Source organism: Methanolobus profundi, assembly GCF_900114835.1.
Taxonomy (GTDB): domain Archaea; phylum Halobacteriota; class Methanosarcinia; order Methanosarcinales; family Methanosarcinaceae; genus Methanolobus; species Methanolobus profundi.
Window position 1 is genome coordinate 183893 of record NZ_FOUJ01000003.1, and the last position, 20756, is coordinate 204648.

Consider the following 20756-nt stretch of genomic DNA (forward strand, 5'->3'; position numbering starts at 1 on the left):
AACTTACAGAAGGAGATGAATGTTCATGTTGAAGAAAAAATACCTTGTCATAATGGTTGTTCTGTTCTTTGGACTTGTAGTATCGGGCTGTACGGACAATACACCAATAGCAGACGAGCAGACATCCGGTGATGTAGAAGATACAGATACATCCATTGCTGAGGAAGCGCTTAATGAGGAAATGGTAGGTGTCACTGATACTGAGGTAAGTGATATTGAAGAAGAGATCGCCGAGATAGACGCCCTTATCAATGAAACAAATGGAACTGAAGAAGAGATCATAGTTCAAGAGATATGAATTATCCCATTCTTATCTCCATTTTTAATTTTTATTTCTTTTGGCCCTGTAGAGATCCTCATTTGAATATAGAGGTAAAGTTCAGTAGATCAATTATTTTCATCTTTTCGGACCGTGCCGGCTTCGCCGACCCTTCGGGTTGGTTTATTTATTCATGATCTCTTGTTAGCAAAACTATTCTCGTTGCATCTTTGTATTTATTAAAATTATGCAAAGAACCAATTGGAAAAAAAGAGCATTACATCCATCCACCGCAGGCGGCATGTTCCATTACCACTGATCGAAAACAATTGACTTTATTCGGCAATTGATAGTTGTTGACTTTGAAGCTGGAATTTACAGGATCTCTACAGAGCCTTTCTTTTAGCTCCTGTTGAAAATAAGGAACATTCTTTTTTCCCTGAATAGACAGGTTTGGCCATTCTACACCTGACCACACCAGTTCTGCCCATTATATAACAACTACTGTGTGGAACCATACATTAACCGACATCTCATTGAAACGGTTGATAAGCAGTTACCATAATGATGCTGTAACGATACCACAACGATGCACATAACGATGCCTGTGCTCACGTAGTGCCAGAATAAACAAAAGGTCAATAGACAACACATACAAAAATATAAATTATCTTATCTACACCCTAAAGAAGTACTTTGTTCTAGATGGCTTTGTCAAATATGATCCAGAAGTAGATCTGGAAATAGGATGCTCTTTTTACAATATATGAAGAGAAAATAGCGTATCGTACCCAACATGAGTAGTAGGCAATCTGAAGCATAATAAAGGGTTATCAAGTAAAATAAACCATTATAAGTCTTATTTTAACATGGATGCATGCTTAAAGTTTCTATGAAGTAAAGTATGCTTATATCCAGCTCAGCAAATGTGAGAATTGTAAGTGTAGGTTTGTATCGGATCAACCACCAAGCTATCTCGTTTAAACTTACACTTACGCTATTCAAATAAATATACGCAGAGGGAGAATTAAATGAAAATAAGAATGTTTACATTAGTGGCTGTAGCTATCATGTTACTCAGTATATTCACCATAACAGCAATGGCTTCTGACCAGGATAGGGACAGAGACAGAGATGAAGACTGTACAGGAGTACCTGAGTTCGCACCGAGAAATCAGACAAGAGCAGGCATTGGAGCTGGTGACAGTACAACAGAGCTTACAACAAGCACCTATGGTGACTGTGACAACTTCATCGATGAGGATGGAGATGGCGTATGTGACAACTGCCTTGGTGACGGAGTATGTGACGGAGACGGCGATGGAAGAAACTCTAAGGGAGATGGAGACCGCGACGGAACCGGACCAAAGAGAGATGGATCCTGTCAGAATTAATGATGAATCAGGGGATATTATTAAAGTGCGGAGTGAAACCCTGGATAGGGTGGTATCTTAGAACGCAGGTCCGGCCGACAGGTCGGATCTGCTTATTTATTTATAAAAAACATCATAATCTTTATCATACTCATATATAATTATACATTATAGAAAAAAATAGACATTATCTGGAAAACGGAAAAGAACTGGAGGGAAATCAATGAAAAAACTAGGAATGAGAATATTTGCATGCTTTGTTGTACTGGTGATGCTCATGAGCATCTTGCCTACAGGAGCACTTGCAGTCTCAGATAACTCAAAGAACTATGGTGAAAAGACCATAAGCGGAAGCAATGGAAATGGCAATATAGCCGATGATGATCAGGATGATGACAGTAGTGACGAAGAAGAAGAAGATTATGAGGATGATGACACTACTGCTGACAAAATACGTGACAGAGACAGAGATATGCTCAATGCCACTGGGGACGCAACAAGAAAAAGAAGCGAGAGCAGGAATTCAGAATCAGATTATCAGACGGTCAAGACAAATTTTGCTAATATAAAGTCAAAGAACCCTAACCTGGATACTGAGGAAGCCATCAATAGTACCAAAGATTATCTTATTGGCACCATTGACTACATGATCGATCTGCTCGATGAAGACAATGAGTATATCGATGACCTTGAAGATGAAAGGGACAATGTAGAGGATGCCACTACAAGGGAAGAGCTTGCGGACTCTGCAAAGAACATCAAAGAGATATGGAACGATGCACGTAAGGACCGTGTAACAGCTTCAAGTAAAGCTATCGATAACAAGATCAATGCTGTCCTCAAGACATCTGAGAACCTGGTGGTACGCCTTGAAAATGAGATAGCCACCATGAAGGAAAATGGTGAGGATGTGGAAGACCTCGAAGAGATGCTTGATGAATATAAAGAGCTTATTGATGATGCAAAGGAAAACCAGGAGCAGGCCAGAAATACATACATGAATGGCAATGGAAACAATGGTGAGAACATCCGTGAAGCTAATCGATATATCGTTAAAGCCGGAGAGGACATCAAGGACGCTAATGCCATTCTCAGGAAAATGCTCCAGGAGCTCAAGCAAGAGAGAGAAGGTGTAGTAGTACTTACAGGCGCCGGGACACTTAATGCAGAAGGAAACGGTACAGCTGTGATATCAGGTAATGTTTCCATAGAAATAGAAACCGATGAATATGCAAAACTTGTCATCAAGGACCTTGCAGGTGATGCGGTCATTGATACCGACGATGCTGACTATGAGACATCTAACATCGATTCGGGCAATAGCACGGACAACAACAGGGCATTCGTCTTCATAAACCTGACAGGTGAGGTATATATTGAAGGCAGCAGGCTTACCGTGATGGTCAGAGGAACTGACATAGAGCTCACAGCTGAAGGAACAGGCACTGCAGTGCTTTCAGGTGTCGGGGACTACGAGATCGACGGAGAGGAAGGCGAATGGGCCAGCCGCTACGTAGATGATGACGATGAGTCTGATGAAGAGGTTGATGACGACACCGTTGAAGCTGAAGAAGAAGAAGAAGAGGAGGAGGAAGAAGAAGACACCTCCGATGATGATGACGAAGACAGCGATGATGATACCTCTGATGATGATGAAGAGGACGACGAAGAGGATGACGGGAACACGACCGAAGTGAACGATACAGAGGTCTGAGAACTAAAATGAGAAACGATATAGGAGTTGAGAAGAAATGACCAAATTTAGAAATATCGCCATCATTGCAGTTCTGCTGTGTGCTCTTGTCATATCTGGTTGTACTGATAAAGGTACAACTGAAGATGATATCCAGATTGCTGAAGAAGAACAGAACCTCAGTGTTGCAGATGAGGCCCTCAATGAAGAAATGGTAGGCATCACAGACACTGAGATACAGGATCTGGAAGCAGAGCTTGCAGAACTTGAAGCTCTCATCAACGAGATGGAGCTTGAAGAAGAGATCGTTGTCGAAGAAATATGAATGGCTCCCATTCATATTCTTTTTTAATTTACCTATTTTTATTACATTGCTATTGGTCCATTACTACCAGGTCCTTATTTTCACCCTGAAGTTCCATCCATGGAATTCTATTTTGAATGTTTTGTCATGCATGCCAGAATGATCGATACACTTACCTGAAATCTTTTTATAATAAAAATAATATATGTAGTATGACATAATTTATTTTTGATCCCTGCGGAGAGGATCCTGAGATAATATCAGGAAGCAGGTTCAATGGCTAAAATGGCCAGAATACATTGATATTAGGGTGAAAAAGATGTTTGGTAATAATAAAGTGATAAAAGAGATCCCGGAAGTATTGAATTCAGTAATGAATGGGGATACCGGAGCAAGGATAGGTCTTAATGGTAAAGGAGCTGATAACGAAGCTGCAAATGCGCTCAATATATTCATTGAGACGGCACTCCAGTGGCAGCTTGCAGCAACTGAACAGGCGGAGATCAAAAAAGAGATGGAACAACTTTTGAAACTTGCACAGGAAGGACAGCTTGAATCCCGTATGGACACGGACAGGACCTGTGAAGATTCAAGAGTGATCGCTGAGAACCTGAACAACATAATGGATGCAGTTACAGAGCCCCTTACAGCTGCATCAAGATACATTGGAAGGATAGCAAAAGGAGATGTTCCACCCAGGATCGAAAAGGAATATAAGGGTATATTCAATGACTTCAAGAACAATCTGAACTGCTGTGTTGATGCTATAAACGCTCTTGTAGAAGATGCAGAAAAGCTTTCAATTGCAGGCATTGAAGGTGATATGGATGTCCGTGCAGATGCTTCCAGACACGGAGGAGATTTCAGGAAGATAATCGAATACCAGGATGAATGCCTCGATGCGATCACAAAACCATTGAAGGAAACAACTGATGTACTTCTCAAGCTGGCGATCAATGACTTTGAGAATGAGGTTGAGGGAGAATACAATGGTATATTCAAAGATAATGTCTACGCAGTGAATGAAGTACGCAAAAGACTCCTCAACATCCAGCGCACCTTTGAGTATATGGCCAAGGGGGATTTCAGCGATCTTGAAAAGTACAGAGCAGTCGGAAAACGATCTGACAAGGATAAGCTCCTGCCATATACCATTGCAATGATGGACAAGATCAAGGATATGACAGAAGAGTTCATACATCTTGGACATGCAGCAGAGCAGGGTCAGTTAGAATATAGAGCTGACACAAGTCGTTTTGAAGGCATGTTCACAGAAGCAGTATCATCTGTCAATGAAGCTATCGATGCACTGGTAAAACCACTTAACGAAGCAATGAGAGTGGTCGATGAGTATTCTGAAGGCAAGCTTGATTCAAGGTTCAGTTTCGAGAGCCAGGGAGATTTCAAGACCTTTGCAGAAAGCCTTGATCATTTCGGCGACAGCCTCCAGGCGATCATAGCAGATTCAAGTGCTGTACTTGATTCTATCTCAAAGAACAACCTTTCAAGACCTATAGAGGTAGAAGGTGTTGGAGAATTCAGAATGCTTACTGACGGGATAGAGAATAGCCGAAGATCTTTGAACAATATCGTTGCACTGGTCCAGAGCAGTTCTATGAATGTTGCTTCAACTGCAGAAGAGATGTCATCATCCGTGGAACATGTAACATCCTCATCATATCAGATAGAAGATACAGTATCTGAGATCGCACAGGGTGCTCAGAGCCAGGCATCCAAGACAGAAGAGGTTTCACGTGCAATGGTGGATATGACCATGACCGTGCAGGAAGTGGCGGTCAACTCACAGAAGGCTGCAAGTAATGCAAAAGCATCCAATGAGCTCATGGAGAACCTCGGAACCACTACTAAGGAACTGCTCAGGAAGATGGAAAGCATCAAGAATACTTCAGGTGAATCATCAGAAGTTATAATGGACCTTGCAGGAAAGTCAAAGCAGATCGGTGAGATCGTCAATCTCATTACCAATATTGCAGACCAGACAAACCTTCTTGCCCTTAATGCTGCTATTGAAGCAGCCCGTGCTGGTGAACATGGACGTGGATTTGCCGTTGTGGCTGATGAGGTTCGTAAACTTGCCGAAGATTCAGGAAATGCAGCAAAACAGATCTCCCTCCTTATCAAAGAGATACAGGAAGGTACTGACAATGCAGTTGTGTCCATACAACTTGGATCAGAAGAGGTCACCAATGGAGCCGAAGCACTTAACGAAGTTGCTACAGTGATCGAGCAGGTGGTCGAGTCAGGTTCAACAATTACAAACATGGTACAGGACATTGCTGCTGCTGCTCAGGAACAATCAGCTTCTATTGAGGAGATCACATCTTCTATCGAAGAAGTAAGCGCCATATCAGAAGAATCAGCAGCAAGTACCGAGGAGGCTTCAACATCAGTACAGGAGCAGAATTCCACGATGCAGGAACTTGGAAGGTCTGCTGAACAGCTCTCATGTCTGTCGAACGATATGAAAATGGTAGTTGAAAAGTTCATCCTTGACACCGGACAGGTGAATTCAGGCACTGGTAAAGGGCAAATACTGGAACTGAAAGAGGACAACGTTGATAGCAATATGACAGAGCACTTACTTGTTTGAGCTATATTCGGAACATTTGGTTTTGCCACCCAGGCAGAACCATTTGTATACATTCAACATGACATATTTTTAAGCCCACTGATATTTATATCCATTAATAATGGATAATAAGATGACAGATACTTTTTTATAGAAGCACAATCAATTGATTTGTGCTTAGAATGATATCATATCTAAGAGGAATATCATGGGAAATATGATAAAAACAACTTTGTTGCTGGCATCCTTAACAGGTCTTCTGGTCATTGTAGGCCAGTTACTTGGCGGGACGTCAGGTATGATCATCGCATTCTTATTCGCGATAGTCATGAATTTTGGAAGTTACTGGTATAGTGACAAGATAGTTCTGAAAATGTACCATGCTCAGGAAGTTACAGCAACTGAAGCACCACAGCTCTACGGCATAGTACAGAAACTGGCAATGCGTGCAAACCTGCCAATGCCAAAGGTCTATATCGTGAACACATCCATGCCAAATGCATTCGCAACAGGCAGAGATCCACAACATGCAGCAGTAGCTGCAACCACAGGAATACTTGAGCTACTTTCAGAAGAGGAACTTGAAGGTGTCCTTGCACACGAAATGGCACACGTAAAGAACCGCGACACACTGATAAGTGCTGTTGCTGCTACCATTGCAGGTGTTATCACCATGATAGCTACCTGGGTCAAGTGGGCAGCAATATTCGGCGGACTTGGAGGAAGAGATGACAACGGTACGAACAATATCGTTGGTTTCCTTGCACTTGCCATAGTTGCACCACTGGCAGCCACGATCATCCAGCTTGCTATCTCAAGATCAAGGGAGTTCGCTGCCGATGAAGAAGGAGCACGTATCTCACAGAAACCATGGGCACTTGCAAGTGCACTGGAGAAACTTGAGTACGGAAGTACACATTATCGTCAGAGAAGAGGTGACGTCCAGCCATCTCAGACCACTGCACACATGTTCATCGTGAACCCCCTGAAGGGAAGCACACTCATGAACCTGTTCAGGACACACCCTGTCACGGAAGAGCGTATCAAGCGCCTTCGTGCAATGTAAAATAAGATCAATTAAAAACTAAAGAGGCTTGTCTGCCCCCTATCTATAAGGTGGATGACCTCTACGTCATTTTCTTCGAGCTTGATAGAAAGGTGCTCCCTGTGGCATCCCTTTGGACTTTTCTCTGCACACATGAGCACTATCCTGCCACCTTCATCATTCACCTTCTTTATATGAGCCATCAGCTTTGCAAAGCTGGCCTTGAAAGGTTCGGTCCTCATATATTCTATATATGTGGGCTCACGCATTCCACCCACACCGTCACAATGAGAATAAAGGATCCTGTTCTTCGGGAACAATACTTCTAAAGATTCCTTATCATATACTTTGAAAGTAGACTGAGGATACCTTCGTATATCCACAAGATGGGTGATCTTGTTCTCAATGAGTATGGATATAAAGTCATCGATCCCACGATTCCCATATCCTATCGTATAACACTTCATTCTTTGCACCATTGGTCATGTAATAAGTGACGTATTATTATTTTAATTATTATCCGGATCTGGATGTTGTAGTTATCAGGATTATTTAATGGTTATTGAAGATAAGCGAATATACCAGCCTCTCCTGATAATACGACCCGGATCCCATCGATAAGAATATCACTGAGTAGGGCTATTTTGTCCGTGATATCATACATTACGAGGAAAAATTAATATTGGTTTTGTTCAAACTAATGATATGGTCTTTACGATGCATATGGGAATGGCATCAAAAAGATATCGAATTATAGATCTTATTCAAACCTGTAATTAAAGAGGATAAAATGAAAGTATCTGTCAGTACTTCAAAGGTCAGTGGTGAGGTTTTTGCCCCACCGTCCAAAAGCTATACACATAGGGCTATCACCATTGCTGCCCTGTCGGATGAATGTGCTATTCACCGCCCCCTCATGTCAGCCGATACACTTGCAACAGTACGCGCATGTGAGGCACTCGGAGCAACTATCGAGAGATCAGAAGATAAATTGCACATCAGAGGAGTAAATGGAAAACCATTCGTTCCAAACAATGTAATAGATGTGGCAAATTCCGGAACTACCCTTCGTTTTATGACAGCTGTCTCTTCACTTACCAACGGAGTAACGGTCCTTACAGGTGATGGTTCCATAAGAAGCCGTCCTAATCAGCCACTACTGGATGTACTGAACAAACTCGGTGTTGAAGCCTATTCCACTCGTGGTAACGGATGTGCACCTCTGGTAGTACGCGGCGGACTGAAGGGAGCGATCACAACAATAGATGGTTCCATAAGCTCACAGTTCATTTCCGCACTTCTTATCGCATGTCCACTTACAACCCAGAGCACAACGCTCTCTATCAAAGGTGAGATGAAATCCAGACCTTATGTAGACGTAACAATGGAACTCATCGAGAAAGCCGGTGGAGAGATACTTGTAGAAGAAGGCAACACGATCAAATTCATAATCCCTGCTAACCAGAGATATAACCTCAAGGACTACACTGTTCCTGGAGATTTCTCATCAGCATCTTACCTTTTAGCTTCTGCAGCAGTAACAGGGTCCACTGTAACTGTAAAGAACCTCTTCCCATCCAAACAGGGAGACGTAGAGATAATAGATGTCCTCGAACGCATGGGAGCTGAGATCTCATGGGATAAAGAGAACGGAATTGCAAAGGTCACAGGCAATGGTCTGAAAGGAACCACATTCGATGCAGGAGCAACACCTGATCTTGTACCTACCATCGCGGTACTGGCAGCATGTGCAGAAGGAGTGACTGTCATAGAGAATGCAGAACATGTTCGCTATAAAGAGACAGACAGACTGCATGCCATGGCACTTGAACTTACCAAGATGGGCATCTCTGTAAAGGAAGAACCTGACCAGCTTATAGTCACCGGTGGAACTCTTCACGGTGCAGAACTGCACGGATGGCATGACCACAGGATAGTCATGGCACTTACAATTGCAGGAATGGTAGCAGGCGATACGGTAATAGATACCGCAGACTCCGTAGAGATATCCTTCCCTAACTTCTTTGAAGAAATGAAAGCCCTTGGGGCAAATGTAGAACTGATAGATTAAGGGAAGAATTCTTCCCTTGGTTATTTGTTTTGATATCCTTTTTATTTTCCTGAATATGAGTCTTCAGCAGAGCGGGAGCTCACAGCTTTCTTGCGCATGTAATCAGGGATAACATCCTTCTCTACAACAAGCTTGGATGTACCTATACCAACTACAATTACTTTTGTCTCAACAGGTTCCTCTCCATCCCTTACCATGAGTTCCTTCTTAGTTACCTCGATCTCGACCTCGTCCTTACCATAACCGGCTGCTTTCATATAATCCATTATTATTCCCTTGCCGGTGTTCCTGGCAAAGTCAAAGGCCTGGATATAGTCAGGGAAGATCTGCCTTCCTTCAGGAGTGAACACAAAGTAACTGATGACCTCTTTTGCGTTCTTCAGTTCCTCATCTGTTACATCCTCACCCGTGATCGGAGCAAAGTCCTTCTTAATAAGGATCTCAACACGTTTGATGCCTTTTCCAACAAGTGCACCGACAGCATTTCCAACATTTGCATGTTCAGGAACAACTATATCAGCATCGATGAGCTTTTCCATCTCTTCCTTATATGCAACAACAGGCCCACCCAAAAGGATAACTGGTGTTTCCACCTTGAAACGTGTGTAATTATCACCTGAAAGCATCTGGTCGATCACAGTCTGTGGAATGCCATCCACAAGGTAAGATACAAGGTCTGATGCCATGTTCTTTGCAACCTTTTTCTTAACCATGATGGCAACTTCCTCTTTTGTAATTCTTAGTTGCTTGGCGATCTTTTCAGCTCCCAGTATAGAAGCTTCTGTTTCCCATAGATCGAACTCTCCAAGTACATGAAGTGCATCAGTTGGTGTGAAACCAATGGACTGTACGAGACGTTTCTGGATAAGACCATCGAGTGCCCTCACGCTTGGTTGCTTCTTCAGACGCTGGAAAATGTCCACATAGGACACCGGAGATCCCTGGATCACATCGAATATCTCTTCCTCGGTCCTGCTAAGTTCAAGAGGTTTGAGACCGGTACGGACAAAGAATTTCGTTGGCTGTACATTTTCACAGAGAAGTTTTCTTGATGGTGATTTTGATTCTTTGAACCTTTCAAGGAAACCCTGATACAAAGTTGCTGCACGACAAAGCGGGATAACTCTTCTGGGACCAATGTAGAACTTCTGGTCCTGGATCCATACGTGGCTGTCTCCACCTGTTGCTGAAGTTTCCATCCTGATGGCTTTTACCATTGTCTTCCAGCCGCCGACCACGGCACCCTGATCACTGAGTTCAGGAACACCATTTCTGATAAGAGCTACATCGGTACTTGTCCCACCAACATCGACCATTGCACATGTATCGTATTTTGTAAGGAAGGATGCACCTACAAGACTTGCAGCCGGTCCTGAGAATATAGATTCTATAGGACGCTCAAGGGCTTCTTCCATTCCCACAACAGAACCATCACATTTGAGCATGAGAAGGTTAGCATCCATACCTCTGGACTTAATATCCTGCATTATTGACTGAATGAACTTGTGTGTGATAGGCAGAAGCTGTGCATTCAGATATGCAGTGATGGCCCTGTCGTATGCACCGACCTCCTGGGAAAGTTCGTGTCCGCAGACAACCGGAAGGCCGGTTAGCTCACGGATCATTTCCTTGACCCGAAGCTCATGTTCTGAGTTACGGTTGCTGAAGAATGATGAAACGGAAAATGCTGCAACATGTTCTTTTACTTCAAGTGCAAAGAGCTTGACACCATCTTCGTCAAGAGGAGCAGCTTCCTCACCATTGCTTGTGTGACCTCCACCGAGCTGGACATAGTATTTTGCCGGGAATCCCTCTTTTGGAATGACATAATCACCTACAAGGATCACACCTACAGGGAAACCAGTGTCTTCAAGGATCGTATTTGTAGACAGGGTGGTTGAGACTGAAACCAGCTTTACATCCTGGACATATTCAGGATCCAGCGAATCTATTACCTTTTTAATTCCGCCTATTGGATCAGGATAGGTTGTCAGGACCTTTGTGGCATCCATTATAACTCCATCCGAGTCACGGATTATCACACCATCTGTAAATGTACCACCGGCATCAATGCCCAGACTGTATTGCATATTGATTCACTCCTTAAAATAAGATATAATAAAGATAGTGTAAAAAACAATGGTTTTGCACTATTTAAGCATTACCATATATTTCAAATAAACAGCAACGGAAAAAAGATACGGACGAACTAAGGAAGTACAAAATAACTTTCTCATAAAACTTATATACAGACGTGTGCATAGTTACACACATATTAATATTCAATTATACAAATATAAAAGGTGATCACCCTGAACCTGTCAAAAACGGTAAAAACATCCATCTTGATTTTAAATTCAGATCTTACCTCATATGAAACTCTTCCTTTTGAACAATTCACCCAACTTACCCAAAACCCGGGAAGTGATGTGAGATGAAACACATCATTCTAGCAATTGCTCTTCTTGCGATATTCGTATCTCCTGTAAGTGCAATGAACTGGCAGACAGAGACGGTGGATGACGCTTCCAGTTATTGTCCCTATGCTGGTCCCAATACTGGGAAGTATACTTCCCTTGCCTTCGATCCTTCAGACAATCCAGCGATAAGTTATCTATATTATAATTCCCACGAACTCAAATTCACACACTACAATAACTCAAGCTGGGAAATAGAAACAGTGGACGATGCAGGACAGGTTGGACTCTACACTTCCCTTGAGTTTGATCATTCAGGCAATCCAGCGATCAGTTATTATGATTGGCTAAATGGTAGTCTCAAATTCACATACTACAACAACTCAAGTTGGGAAACAGAAACTGTGGACAATGCAGGACTGGTTGGACTTCATACTTCCCTTGCCTTTGATTCTTCAGGCAATCCAGCGATAAGTTATTACGATGCGTACCGGTACAACACCAGCCTCAAATTCGCATATTACAATGGCGGGATATGGGAAACAGAAACAGTGGACAACATAGGAGATGTTGGAATATATACGTCCCTTGCCTTCGATCCTTCAGACAATCCGGCAATCAGTTATTATGATTTCAATACCAGCAAGGACCTCAAGTTCGCCCATTACAATGGTGCAAACTGGGAAATAGAAACAGTGGACAGTAGGCTGAATGTTGGAATGGGAACTTCCCTTTGCTATGATCCTTCCGGAGATCCGGCGATAAGCTATTTCGATCTGACAAACAAAGACCTCAAATTTGCACATTACAATGGCGCATACTGGGAAACAGAAACGGTAGGCAACGCACCAGGCTTGTACTTTGATGAAGACGAATACACTTATGGAGGCGATCTCACTTCCCTTGCCTTCGATGCTTCTGGAAATCCGGCGATAAGTTATAACGATGTTAATAACGACGACCTTAAATTCGCATATTACAATGGTGCGAACTGGGAAATTGAAACCGTGGACAGCACGAATGATGTTGGGAGGTATGCATCCCTTTGCTTCGATTCTTCAGGAAATGCAGGGATCAGTTATTATGATTATACCAACTCGAATAACGCATTCCTCAAGTTTGCCTTTAGTATGACAGGTACGTTGCCTGTGAATTCCTCTGTACCAGATGCCTGGGTATATGTGGATGGGATCAACCGATCAGTACAGGCCAATACAACCCTGTATCTCTGGCCAGGTACATACAATATCACCGTAGTGAAGCAGGATTATGAAACACCTGCGATCCAGACCGTAAACGTTACTGAAGGGGCAAACCCGGAAATTGATTTTATTCCGGAACCTGCACCGCCGGTTGCCGGCTTTGTAGTTAATACAACATCAGTAACAGCAACGCAGGATGTAGCCTTTACCGACCATTCCACAGGTTTGATCAGCTCATGGTTATGGGACTTCAGTGACGGAACAACTTCCACCGACCAGAACCCTACACACAATTATACCACAACAGGAACCTATAACATCAGTTTAATTCTCACAAACCCATCCGGCAGCAGCACACGTGTAAGAACTTCGTACATCACGATCGTTGATGCCCCGGTTGCCGGCTTCAGTGCCAATGTGACCTCCGGCACGGTTCCACTCTCCGTAGGTTTCACCGATTCATCGACGAACGATCCGACAGCATGGTCATGGGATCTCGGTGACGGGAACACTTCCACCGACCAGAACCCGAACCACACTTATTCAGCCGTGGGAACCTACAATGTGAGCCTCAATGCAAGCAATGCTCAGGGAAGCAATATCATCACAAGGACTGCATATATTACTGTATCTGCGGTCAGTACAGAAAGTTCCGATCAAGGAAGTTCAAGTTCCAGCCATCGCGTATCCGTCAGTTCCAGTCAGGAACCTGATATTGTGATAAGCACCGACACATCCTTAATGCGTGTTTCAGGAAGCACGGCAATCGAGTTCGACCTTTCCGATGGTGATGGTCCGGTCCTTGGAATCGGTTTTGATGCAGAGGAGGATGAAGGTCTGGTTGTTACAAAGGTCCAGGTTCTCAATGGCACACCTGACGACGTACCGGTTCCAGGTGGCAACGTATATTCTGTGATGAGCATCGACGTTGGAGCCGAAGGTACGATCTCAAATGATAATGCAGAGAACATAATGATACGTTTCAAGGTAAGCAGGGAATGGATCAATGAGAACAACATCGACCCTGATACCATCTCTCTGATGCATTTCTATGAGGGAGAATGGCAGGAACTTCCAACAGACCTGGAAAGTGAAGATGTGGATTTCCTGTACTTCACAGCCGAAACCTCCGACTTCTCGCTATTCTCGATTGTGGCAGACACTGCCAGCGAGGGAGTATCAGAAGAGAGCATTCAGGCAGAAGAAACTGCATCGATCGGTTCTGAAGAGGAACAAACAGACGAAGCAAGCACAGAAGATACAAAGAGCACACCAGGTTTTGGTGCACTGGTAGGAGTTGGCTTTGTATCACTTGCAATGCTTGTGATCAGAAAAAGAAAATAAGAAAAATAAATGACGGGACATGTGTCCTGTCAGCTTTTTTGTTTTTAGAGTAAGGTTTCCTGCCTATTTGGCCCCACTCATATTCACTTGAACATCAGTGCCATTATTCCCGGTTTTGAAGGCTTCATAGGATTCTGGAAGAAGTCAGCCTCCATACTTGGGCCACCGAACATCTCATTATTCACCCTCTCGGTTATTTCATCCAGTATCATCTTATAGGAGATACAATGTGGGTCCACGTCCTTTATTTCTCCACCAGTAGGAGTTATAGCATTGTAAGGACAGCCGCCTCTGCAGTATTTTATATGCTTGCAGTCCTTGCAGTTCTCATCCACATGAGCCTTGTAATCGAACATGAGCTTCCATGCAGCGGACTTTGAAAGTTCTTCAATACCTGGATCGTCACGGACATTGCCCATTACATATTCAGGCATACCTACAAAACGATAGCATGGATATATGCCTCCGTCAGGTCCGATTGCTAAGACATCTCCCATACAGTCTACGAAAGTGCATACTGCACCTCTGCCGCTGAATACGCCTTTACAGAGGTGGTCGATGTTCATTACCTCGATCTTGTCTATGTTCTCCAGATATTTGTCCAGGAGATAGATGAGAAGCCTGCCGTATTCTTCCGGATCAAGAGCCCATTTTTCAGGTTCGTCGCCACGTAATGAAGGCAGAGCAGGGTGGAACTTAAGGGTCCAGCCATTCTCCAGATAGAAATTGAAGATCTCCTCTCTGAATTTTTCAGAATGGGAAGTGAAAGTGGTAATGAATCTCACGGAAAGTCCATGTTCCTTTGCGATCTCATAGCCACGCATGGTCTTTTCATAATAGCCCTCTCCTCTCTGGAAATCATTAAGCTCTTTAGGACCGTCAAGACTGGAACCGATCGGAATGTTATATTCCGCGAAGATCTCAGCTATCTCATCGGTCATCTTCCAGAGGTTGGTCTGTATTGCAAAAGCCACTTTCTTCGGCTTTGCTCCCTCAGCAAGGAGCGGTAACGCCTCCCTGTAAAAGTCTGCACCTGCCAGGAGCGGTTCTCCTCCATGGAAAGTAAAAGTAACCGAATCCTCCTCGAAGTTCTTGAGCCATTCAACTACTTCTTTTATGGTCTCGATACTCATAATAGGAGACTTTTCTTCGGAACTCCAGCAATAATTACATTCTCCCGGGCAACCCAGGGTTGGGATAAGCATCACGTGAAAAGACATTTTTGTAGCACCTTGTTTTTAAGCTTCTTCAAGGTTTCAAGTTATTAGTAGTTTTCTAAGAAGCATTTCCCATTGATCAGTACTTGAATAGTTCTTCGAATAAAGGAATGGTCTTGAGATAAGAATCACAGAATAAAGAAGAACAAAGCAGAATGATGGGACAGAAAAGTAGAAATTATCCAAAAAAAGGGTAAGTAGTAGGCATAAAGCCTACACTTGTTTTAAAATTACTTTGCTGGAATGATGAGTGATCTCTCACCAGCAGGCTCGAACTCTTTGAGAGCTCCTCTTGCGAACTCCTTCCTTGGCTTAGAGAAGTCAAATGGCAGGAGATCGTCTGCGAAACAGACCTTGACAAGTGGGTTGACTGCATATGCATCTCCACGTCCTGCGTGAGCAGCGGATGCAATAGCTGTGTAACCACCCTGGTGACCTACGTTCATTGCGTAGTTAGGGTAGTTTGGTCCACGGAGTTCAAGAGCAAGACCTTCGTCGGACTGGTATGAGAGTACGTTTGTAGCACCACACTGGTCCTGCAGGTCGTATCCGAAGAAACCGAGACGGCCGTGTGCTTCCTTGTGGAGGTACATACAGAGGTACCATCCGGAGAGACCAGCGTTTCCGTTTCCTGTTGCCAGGGATACAGCTGAACCAGCTGCTGCGGAAAGGCTTGTTGCTCTCTGGGATCCACCGAAGTGGTCTTCGAGGGTTGTTGGGTACTTCTCGTAGTTCTCGAGACCGTAGATCGTGGACTCTGTTGCGATGTCCTTTACTACTTCGAGGTCTGCCTTTATCTTGTTGTCTGTACCTGTTGTTGCTGCACCATCGTACTTGTCGTTGATGTAGTCTACGTTGTAGTAGAGGTTGTCATCAAGGATGTTGTTACAGTATGCTGCTGTTGCGTACTGGGTGAAACCTACACCACCAGACATGTATGAACCGAGCCAGATCTGGTCGTAAAGCATACATGCTCCACCAACTACCTCAAGGGTAACGTTTGCTGGGTCTTCTGGTGTCTTACGGCTGGTCTGGATGATATCAGCCATGTGACCGAATGGAATTCCTCCAGGCTCGTTTGGTGCACGTGCACGTCTTGCAGGAAGCATTTCTCCCATCTGGATAACACCAGCGTGCTTTGCTGCGTATGAAAGGTCAGCTACTGCTGCTTCACCAGCACACATGCTGTATGCTGAAATGAAAGCCATACCGACCTGCATAGCCATCCATCTGCTTGTCTGACCACCGTCTGTGGTTCTGCTGACAATTGTTGGGATGTGTGCTGCCTGGAATGAGTTCTTTCCGATCGCTGCCTTAAGCTGCTCTGCCTGCTCTGCAGGGAACTGCTTGTTGATGTCGATAAGGAACTGGCTGTCGATCTCATCTGCGAGTTCATCGTCACCGGTGAAGATCTTTACGAAACAGTCATCTACAAGAGCTGGGTGTGTTTCGACCATGTGTTCCTGGACAACTGCTCCACCAGGAAGTGCGTGGTTGAGTGTCTCAAGGTAGTGGTTGATCGTTTCTGGTGTGACTTCGATACCGAGCCTCTTCTCGAGGGTCTCGTGTGCCATGTCCAGACCCACAATTACGGTCCTTCTGATGTCATCCCACATCTGCTGCATTGCAGCGTTGTTGACGTAGTGAAGGTCATCGATCTCTACCATGTCATCTGTTCCGGAAAGGAATGATGGGGTAAGTGCTCTCTGACCGAGTGGTATACCACCACAGTGCATCATTGGGTTGTAACCGACAAGGCCTCTCTTCTCTGCGAGTTCCTTACCAGCTTTTTTCATCTCTAATTTACGTGGGTTCTGATCGACACCAAGTCTGTAGTACTCTACAGTCTTGTCAGTGATCTCTCCACCGTTCATCTTGTTAGTACCGTGTTCTTTCGTGTACTTGATTTCCATGTGTTTTGCAAACATTCTCTTTCTATCGTCTGCCATTATAATCACCTCAGTTCTCCGGCTTGAATCCGTATGTGGTTCTCTGGTCGAATACTCTGTGTACCCATTCGATGACCTCTGCGTCATCTCTGAATGCTACATTGTCGACACGGTAGATGGTTGTCCTCTTTGCTGCTTCTTCTGCAGACATTGGCTTACCAAGGTTTACCTTCTTGTCGATAGGTCTTCCTACCTGGTCCTTGTGCATAATGATTACATCGCCTTCTCTTCTGCACCTGTCGAGCATGTCGAACATTACGCCGTCCTCAGGAAGTCTGAGTGAGTGACCGTGTACTGTTGCACCTCTAAGACTTGCGAGTGCTGGGCAGGTCATTTCAGTTTCCATCTGGAACTTTGCGATCTCTTCCATGTCTCTCTCACGAGCTTCAACGACCTGACGACCGGAAAGTGTTCCTGGGTCGACACCTCTGAAGTTGATTGATGCTGCGTAGGATCTGAAGTATGGTACTGATGGACCGTTGTACATTGAGTCAACGAACTGTACATACCTTACCCTGTCACCAGCTTTTGCGCCTGGTGTTGGTTCTACCATTTCTCTGACTGAACACTCTGGCTCGCCCATTTCTGCGAGTGGTGGGTGGGTGCTTGGGTAGTCGCTACCTGGTGCACGGTGTCCGAGAACAAGTGTCAGGTCATCGTCGGAGATCTCTCTGAGCTTCTCGACTTTACCAGACATGTGTTTTCTTCTGTTTTCAGCAACGGATGTTGCTCCTGGATAATATTGTAGTTCATATGCCATTATTATTCACTCCTAATTCTCTAATGATCTCATTGTGGTTTTCACGGCTTTCACGAGTTCGTTCAGTTTTTCCCTGGAACATGATTCGCCTCGTGTAACTCCTGTCACAATTTCCATTACCCTTCCTTTTGCTAAAATATCACTATCTTTGGGTTTAACAAGCCGGGTCTTAACTCCTGCCATTGCAAAATCCTCGAAATCAACGAGGGTCTGACAAACAACTACTGCAGGAATATCGGCTTCTTCAAGAATTGACTTTACTTTTCTGACCACATGGTCTCTGATGTTCCCTGTGTGGATCACAGCAACTTTATGCCTGTTGATCTGTGCTATCTCTTCAGGACTTATTCCAAAAGAGCCGGAACCCATGTTGGTATCCGGAACACCTGAACCGGTGTTGAGCACGAGCACACTTACCTGAATTTCCTCACGGCGCATGCCATATGTGAGTTCACATACTGGTTTTGTGATATGTCTTCTTCCCGGACTCATTGCAACTGCGATGACATCAGGTCTTCCTGTTTCGGAAAGAGTACCGCGCTGAGCAAGTCCTCCTCCACGGCCAAGACCCATTCCGTGTCTGCAATCTACAACCTGTGTTTCCCGGTCGAACATTCTATCACTTATTCCATGTCATTTGGTATGTCATCAGGTTTAAGGATACATACAGGATTATCCTTCAATTTTCCCTTCGGATCTGTCATTCCTATCATCATAGGATCAGCGCCGGGTCCCCGTTTTGCATAATCGGTGACGGTCTGCCTGGTTGGTATGAAATGACCTACTCTGAATTCAAAGGGCATTGTAAGGATAGTTTCACAAACTTCCCTGACCTGCTCCTTTACGTCTACATCTGCAACTTCTATACGAATGCTACCGACATATACGGAAAGTTCTATTGTCTGACCTGCAACCTCTATGACCTTGTTCCCTGAATGCTGCACAGGTAAGCCTGTTGCAGGTCCGTAAGGAACGGTCTGAGGAAGTCTTGGACCATGAACGAACAGTCTTATTATACCATCGACATCTGCGATAGCGTTGAGCAAGGACTGAGCGGTTTCAGGTTTTAGCAGCCTTGAAGGAAATACTTCAAGCTGCACAATGTTTGCGGCTGAACAAGCTTCGGACATTTTTGTTACCTTTATGATTATCTGTGATATTTAAGGAGGGGAGTTGGGCCTTAGAGTGCACCTGCCACTGCCTTGATTGGCTCCTTGAATTCTGGGATGGATCCAAATACGTTACCGACAAGTGTGGATGTCTTCTCTATGGTGGTCATCTGTGTGCCTGCATCAAGTGAAACTGCTGCACATACACAAGGAATTGCGAAACCTCTGGAGTGTCTGGTTACAACGTGGTTACCGTTGAAGATACCTGGTCCACCGCCACCATAGATGGAGTGACTGAAGAATGAGAATCCTACTGCAGTACCCTGTGCTCTACCCATGTCAGTACCTGGAAGACCTGTTTCCTTCTCAAGTATGTCGTTGTAGTAGAGGATGGTTGATGATACGTTCTGAGCTGCCCTGCCTGCACCACAGTTTACCATGGTTGCTGCAAGCTGACCTGCTGCTGCACATGCGTTCCACATTGAAACATCGTTTGCCTTGTAGAAGTTGTATCCGGATGGAGCTGTCTTGTCGACTGAGATGATACCTGCTTCAAGAGCTCTGTCAACTGTTGACTGAATCACAGTACCGATCGTACCGTCCTTACCGTTCTCTTTTACGATGTCGTAAACGTAGTTGCCTGCGTTAAGACCCTGGTATGCAAGACCGAGTAACTGGTGTCTCTCGAATGGTCCTACAGCGTTACCCATCTCGTACATTCCTACCTGCTCGAAGATTGATGAAAGTGCTGCTGCATTCATTGCCTTCTTGCCGGTAATTGCTGCTACGTGGTTTGTTGTGATGTTCCTCAGGGAGTAACCAAGACCTTCGTTGTTCTGTGGGATGCTGAGAATGGATGCGATGTTTGCGCCCTTCATGTCCATTGTCTGTGGGTAGCTTCCCCATACAGCGGACTTTACGATTGGTGCATCGAACATGTCAGTGTTGAACATGTCAATGATGGTCTGGACGACTGCTGCACCTGTTACGGTACTTGCAGATACGAAGTCAGCACCTATCTGGGTCCTTATGCTTGGGATCTGGACAAGAAGCTGCTTTCCGCCACTAAGTTCTGTTACTGCTGTGTCGTCATCATCGCTGACCTGGATGAGCTTCTTTACTGCATCACAGATAGCACCTGAGTTGCCTACGATATCGTACTCAAGTTCTCTACCGAGGATCTGCTTTTTAGCTCCACCCATTGAACCGGTCTTAAGTGCTTTGTCGATACCTGCGAGGTTAACAGCAACTGTCCTCTTTGTATCTTTGATGATGTTTTGAATCGCTGCGTTCCTTGTTGGCGCAATAGCTGTAAGATCAACGCCGCTTTCCAACAGTTTACCTCTGTCGTCGTAAATGTCTATTTTATCAGACACGTATATTTTCCTCCTATGTTTCTATTCAGAAATCACCCTTATGGAAA

16 protein-coding genes are annotated in these 20756 nt (G+C 44.4%); 8 read left to right on the forward strand and 8 right to left on the reverse strand.

Annotation, left to right across the window (positions count from 1 at the left end):
- Nucleotides 1-25: 25 nt before the first annotated feature.
- The 6 genes from BM008_RS08360 to htpX all read left to right on the forward strand — a co-directional run bounded on the left by BM008_RS08360 (nucleotide 26) and on the right by htpX (nucleotide 7285).
- Nucleotides 26-298: a hypothetical protein gene (locus BM008_RS08360; protein WP_143072318.1), complete on the forward strand. Its 273-nt coding sequence runs from the start codon at nucleotides 26-28 to the stop codon at nucleotides 296-298.
- Nucleotides 299-1290: 992 nt separating this feature from the next.
- Nucleotides 1291-1653 carry a hypothetical protein gene (locus BM008_RS08365; protein WP_091936013.1) on the forward strand — a complete coding sequence of 121 codons (363 nt, stop codon included), beginning with the start codon at nucleotides 1291-1293 and terminating at the stop codon, nucleotides 1651-1653.
- Nucleotides 1654-1855: 202 nt separating this feature from the next.
- The gene (locus BM008_RS14740) at nucleotides 1856-3346 is read left to right on the forward strand and encodes a hypothetical protein (protein WP_143072319.1); all 1491 of its coding nucleotides are present in this window, start codon (nucleotides 1856-1858) and stop codon (nucleotides 3344-3346) included.
- Between the two features lie 37 nt (nucleotides 3347-3383).
- Nucleotides 3384-3650, forward strand: a complete 267-nt coding sequence (locus BM008_RS08375; protein ID WP_091936014.1) for a hypothetical protein — start codon at nucleotides 3384-3386, stop codon at nucleotides 3648-3650.
- A gap of 298 nt (nucleotides 3651-3948) precedes the next feature.
- Entirely contained in the window at nucleotides 3949-6240 is a 2292-nt protein-coding gene (locus tag BM008_RS08380; RefSeq protein WP_091936016.1) for a methyl-accepting chemotaxis protein, read from the forward strand.
- 187 nt (nucleotides 6241-6427) lie between these two features.
- On the forward strand, nucleotides 6428-7285 hold the full coding sequence (gene htpX, locus BM008_RS08385; RefSeq protein ID WP_091936018.1) for a zinc metalloprotease HtpX: 858 nt from the start codon (nucleotides 6428-6430) through the stop codon (nucleotides 7283-7285).
- 11 nt (nucleotides 7286-7296) lie between these two features.
- Here the strand turns inward: htpX and BM008_RS08390 are convergent, their stop codons facing one another.
- Nucleotides 7297-7731 (reverse strand): DUF488 domain-containing protein, encoded by a 435-nt coding sequence (locus tag BM008_RS08390; RefSeq protein WP_091936020.1) that lies wholly within the window; start codon nucleotides 7729-7731, stop codon nucleotides 7297-7299.
- A 323-nt stretch (nucleotides 7732-8054) separates the two neighbouring features.
- On the opposite strand from BM008_RS08390, the gene aroA reads away from it, so the two are divergent.
- A complete protein-coding gene (aroA, locus tag BM008_RS08395; protein ID WP_091936021.1) occupies nucleotides 8055-9335 on the forward strand; it encodes a 3-phosphoshikimate 1-carboxyvinyltransferase in 1281 nt (426 codons plus the stop codon).
- A gap of 41 nt (nucleotides 9336-9376) precedes the next feature.
- Here the strand turns inward: aroA and BM008_RS08400 are convergent, their stop codons facing one another.
- Nucleotides 9377-11425, reverse strand: a complete 2049-nt coding sequence (locus tag BM008_RS08400) for a hydantoinase/oxoprolinase family protein (RefSeq protein WP_091936023.1) — start codon at nucleotides 11423-11425, stop codon at nucleotides 9377-9379.
- 344 nt (nucleotides 11426-11769) lie between these two features.
- On the opposite strand from BM008_RS08400, the gene BM008_RS08405 reads away from it, so the two are divergent.
- Nucleotides 11770-14298 carry a PGF-pre-PGF domain-containing protein gene (locus tag BM008_RS08405; RefSeq protein ID WP_091936025.1) on the forward strand — a complete coding sequence of 843 codons (2529 nt, stop codon included), beginning with the start codon at nucleotides 11770-11772 and terminating at the stop codon, nucleotides 14296-14298.
- Between the two features lie 83 nt (nucleotides 14299-14381).
- On the opposite strand, the gene BM008_RS08410 is transcribed toward BM008_RS08405, so the two are convergent.
- The 6 genes from BM008_RS08410 to mcrB all read right to left on the reverse strand — a co-directional run bounded on the left by BM008_RS08410 (nucleotide 14382) and on the right by mcrB (nucleotide 20709).
- The gene (locus BM008_RS08410; protein ID WP_091936027.1) at nucleotides 14382-15518 is read right to left on the reverse strand and encodes a TIGR04083 family peptide-modifying radical SAM enzyme; all 1137 of its coding nucleotides are present in this window, start codon (nucleotides 15516-15518) and stop codon (nucleotides 14382-14384) included.
- A gap of 227 nt (nucleotides 15519-15745) precedes the next feature.
- Entirely contained in the window at nucleotides 15746-17464 is a 1719-nt protein-coding gene (mcrA, locus tag BM008_RS08415; RefSeq protein WP_091936029.1) for a coenzyme-B sulfoethylthiotransferase subunit alpha, read from the reverse strand.
- 10 nt (nucleotides 17465-17474) lie between these two features.
- Entirely contained in the window at nucleotides 17475-18224 is a 750-nt protein-coding gene (gene mcrG, locus BM008_RS08420; protein ID WP_091936030.1) for a coenzyme-B sulfoethylthiotransferase subunit gamma, read from the reverse strand.
- Nucleotides 18225-18236: 12 nt separating this feature from the next.
- Complete coding sequence (gene mcrC / locus BM008_RS08425; RefSeq protein WP_091936032.1) at nucleotides 18237-18839, reverse strand: methyl-coenzyme M reductase I operon protein C; 603 nt, start codon at nucleotides 18837-18839, stop codon at nucleotides 18237-18239.
- 8 nt (nucleotides 18840-18847) lie between these two features.
- Entirely contained in the window at nucleotides 18848-19354 is a 507-nt protein-coding gene (mcrD, locus tag BM008_RS08430; RefSeq protein ID WP_091936034.1) for a methyl-coenzyme M reductase operon protein D, read from the reverse strand.
- Nucleotides 19355-19404: 50 nt separating this feature from the next.
- The gene (gene mcrB, locus BM008_RS08435; protein WP_091936035.1) at nucleotides 19405-20709 is read right to left on the reverse strand and encodes a coenzyme-B sulfoethylthiotransferase subunit beta; all 1305 of its coding nucleotides are present in this window, start codon (nucleotides 20707-20709) and stop codon (nucleotides 19405-19407) included.
- Nucleotides 20710-20756 lie beyond the last annotated feature (47 nt).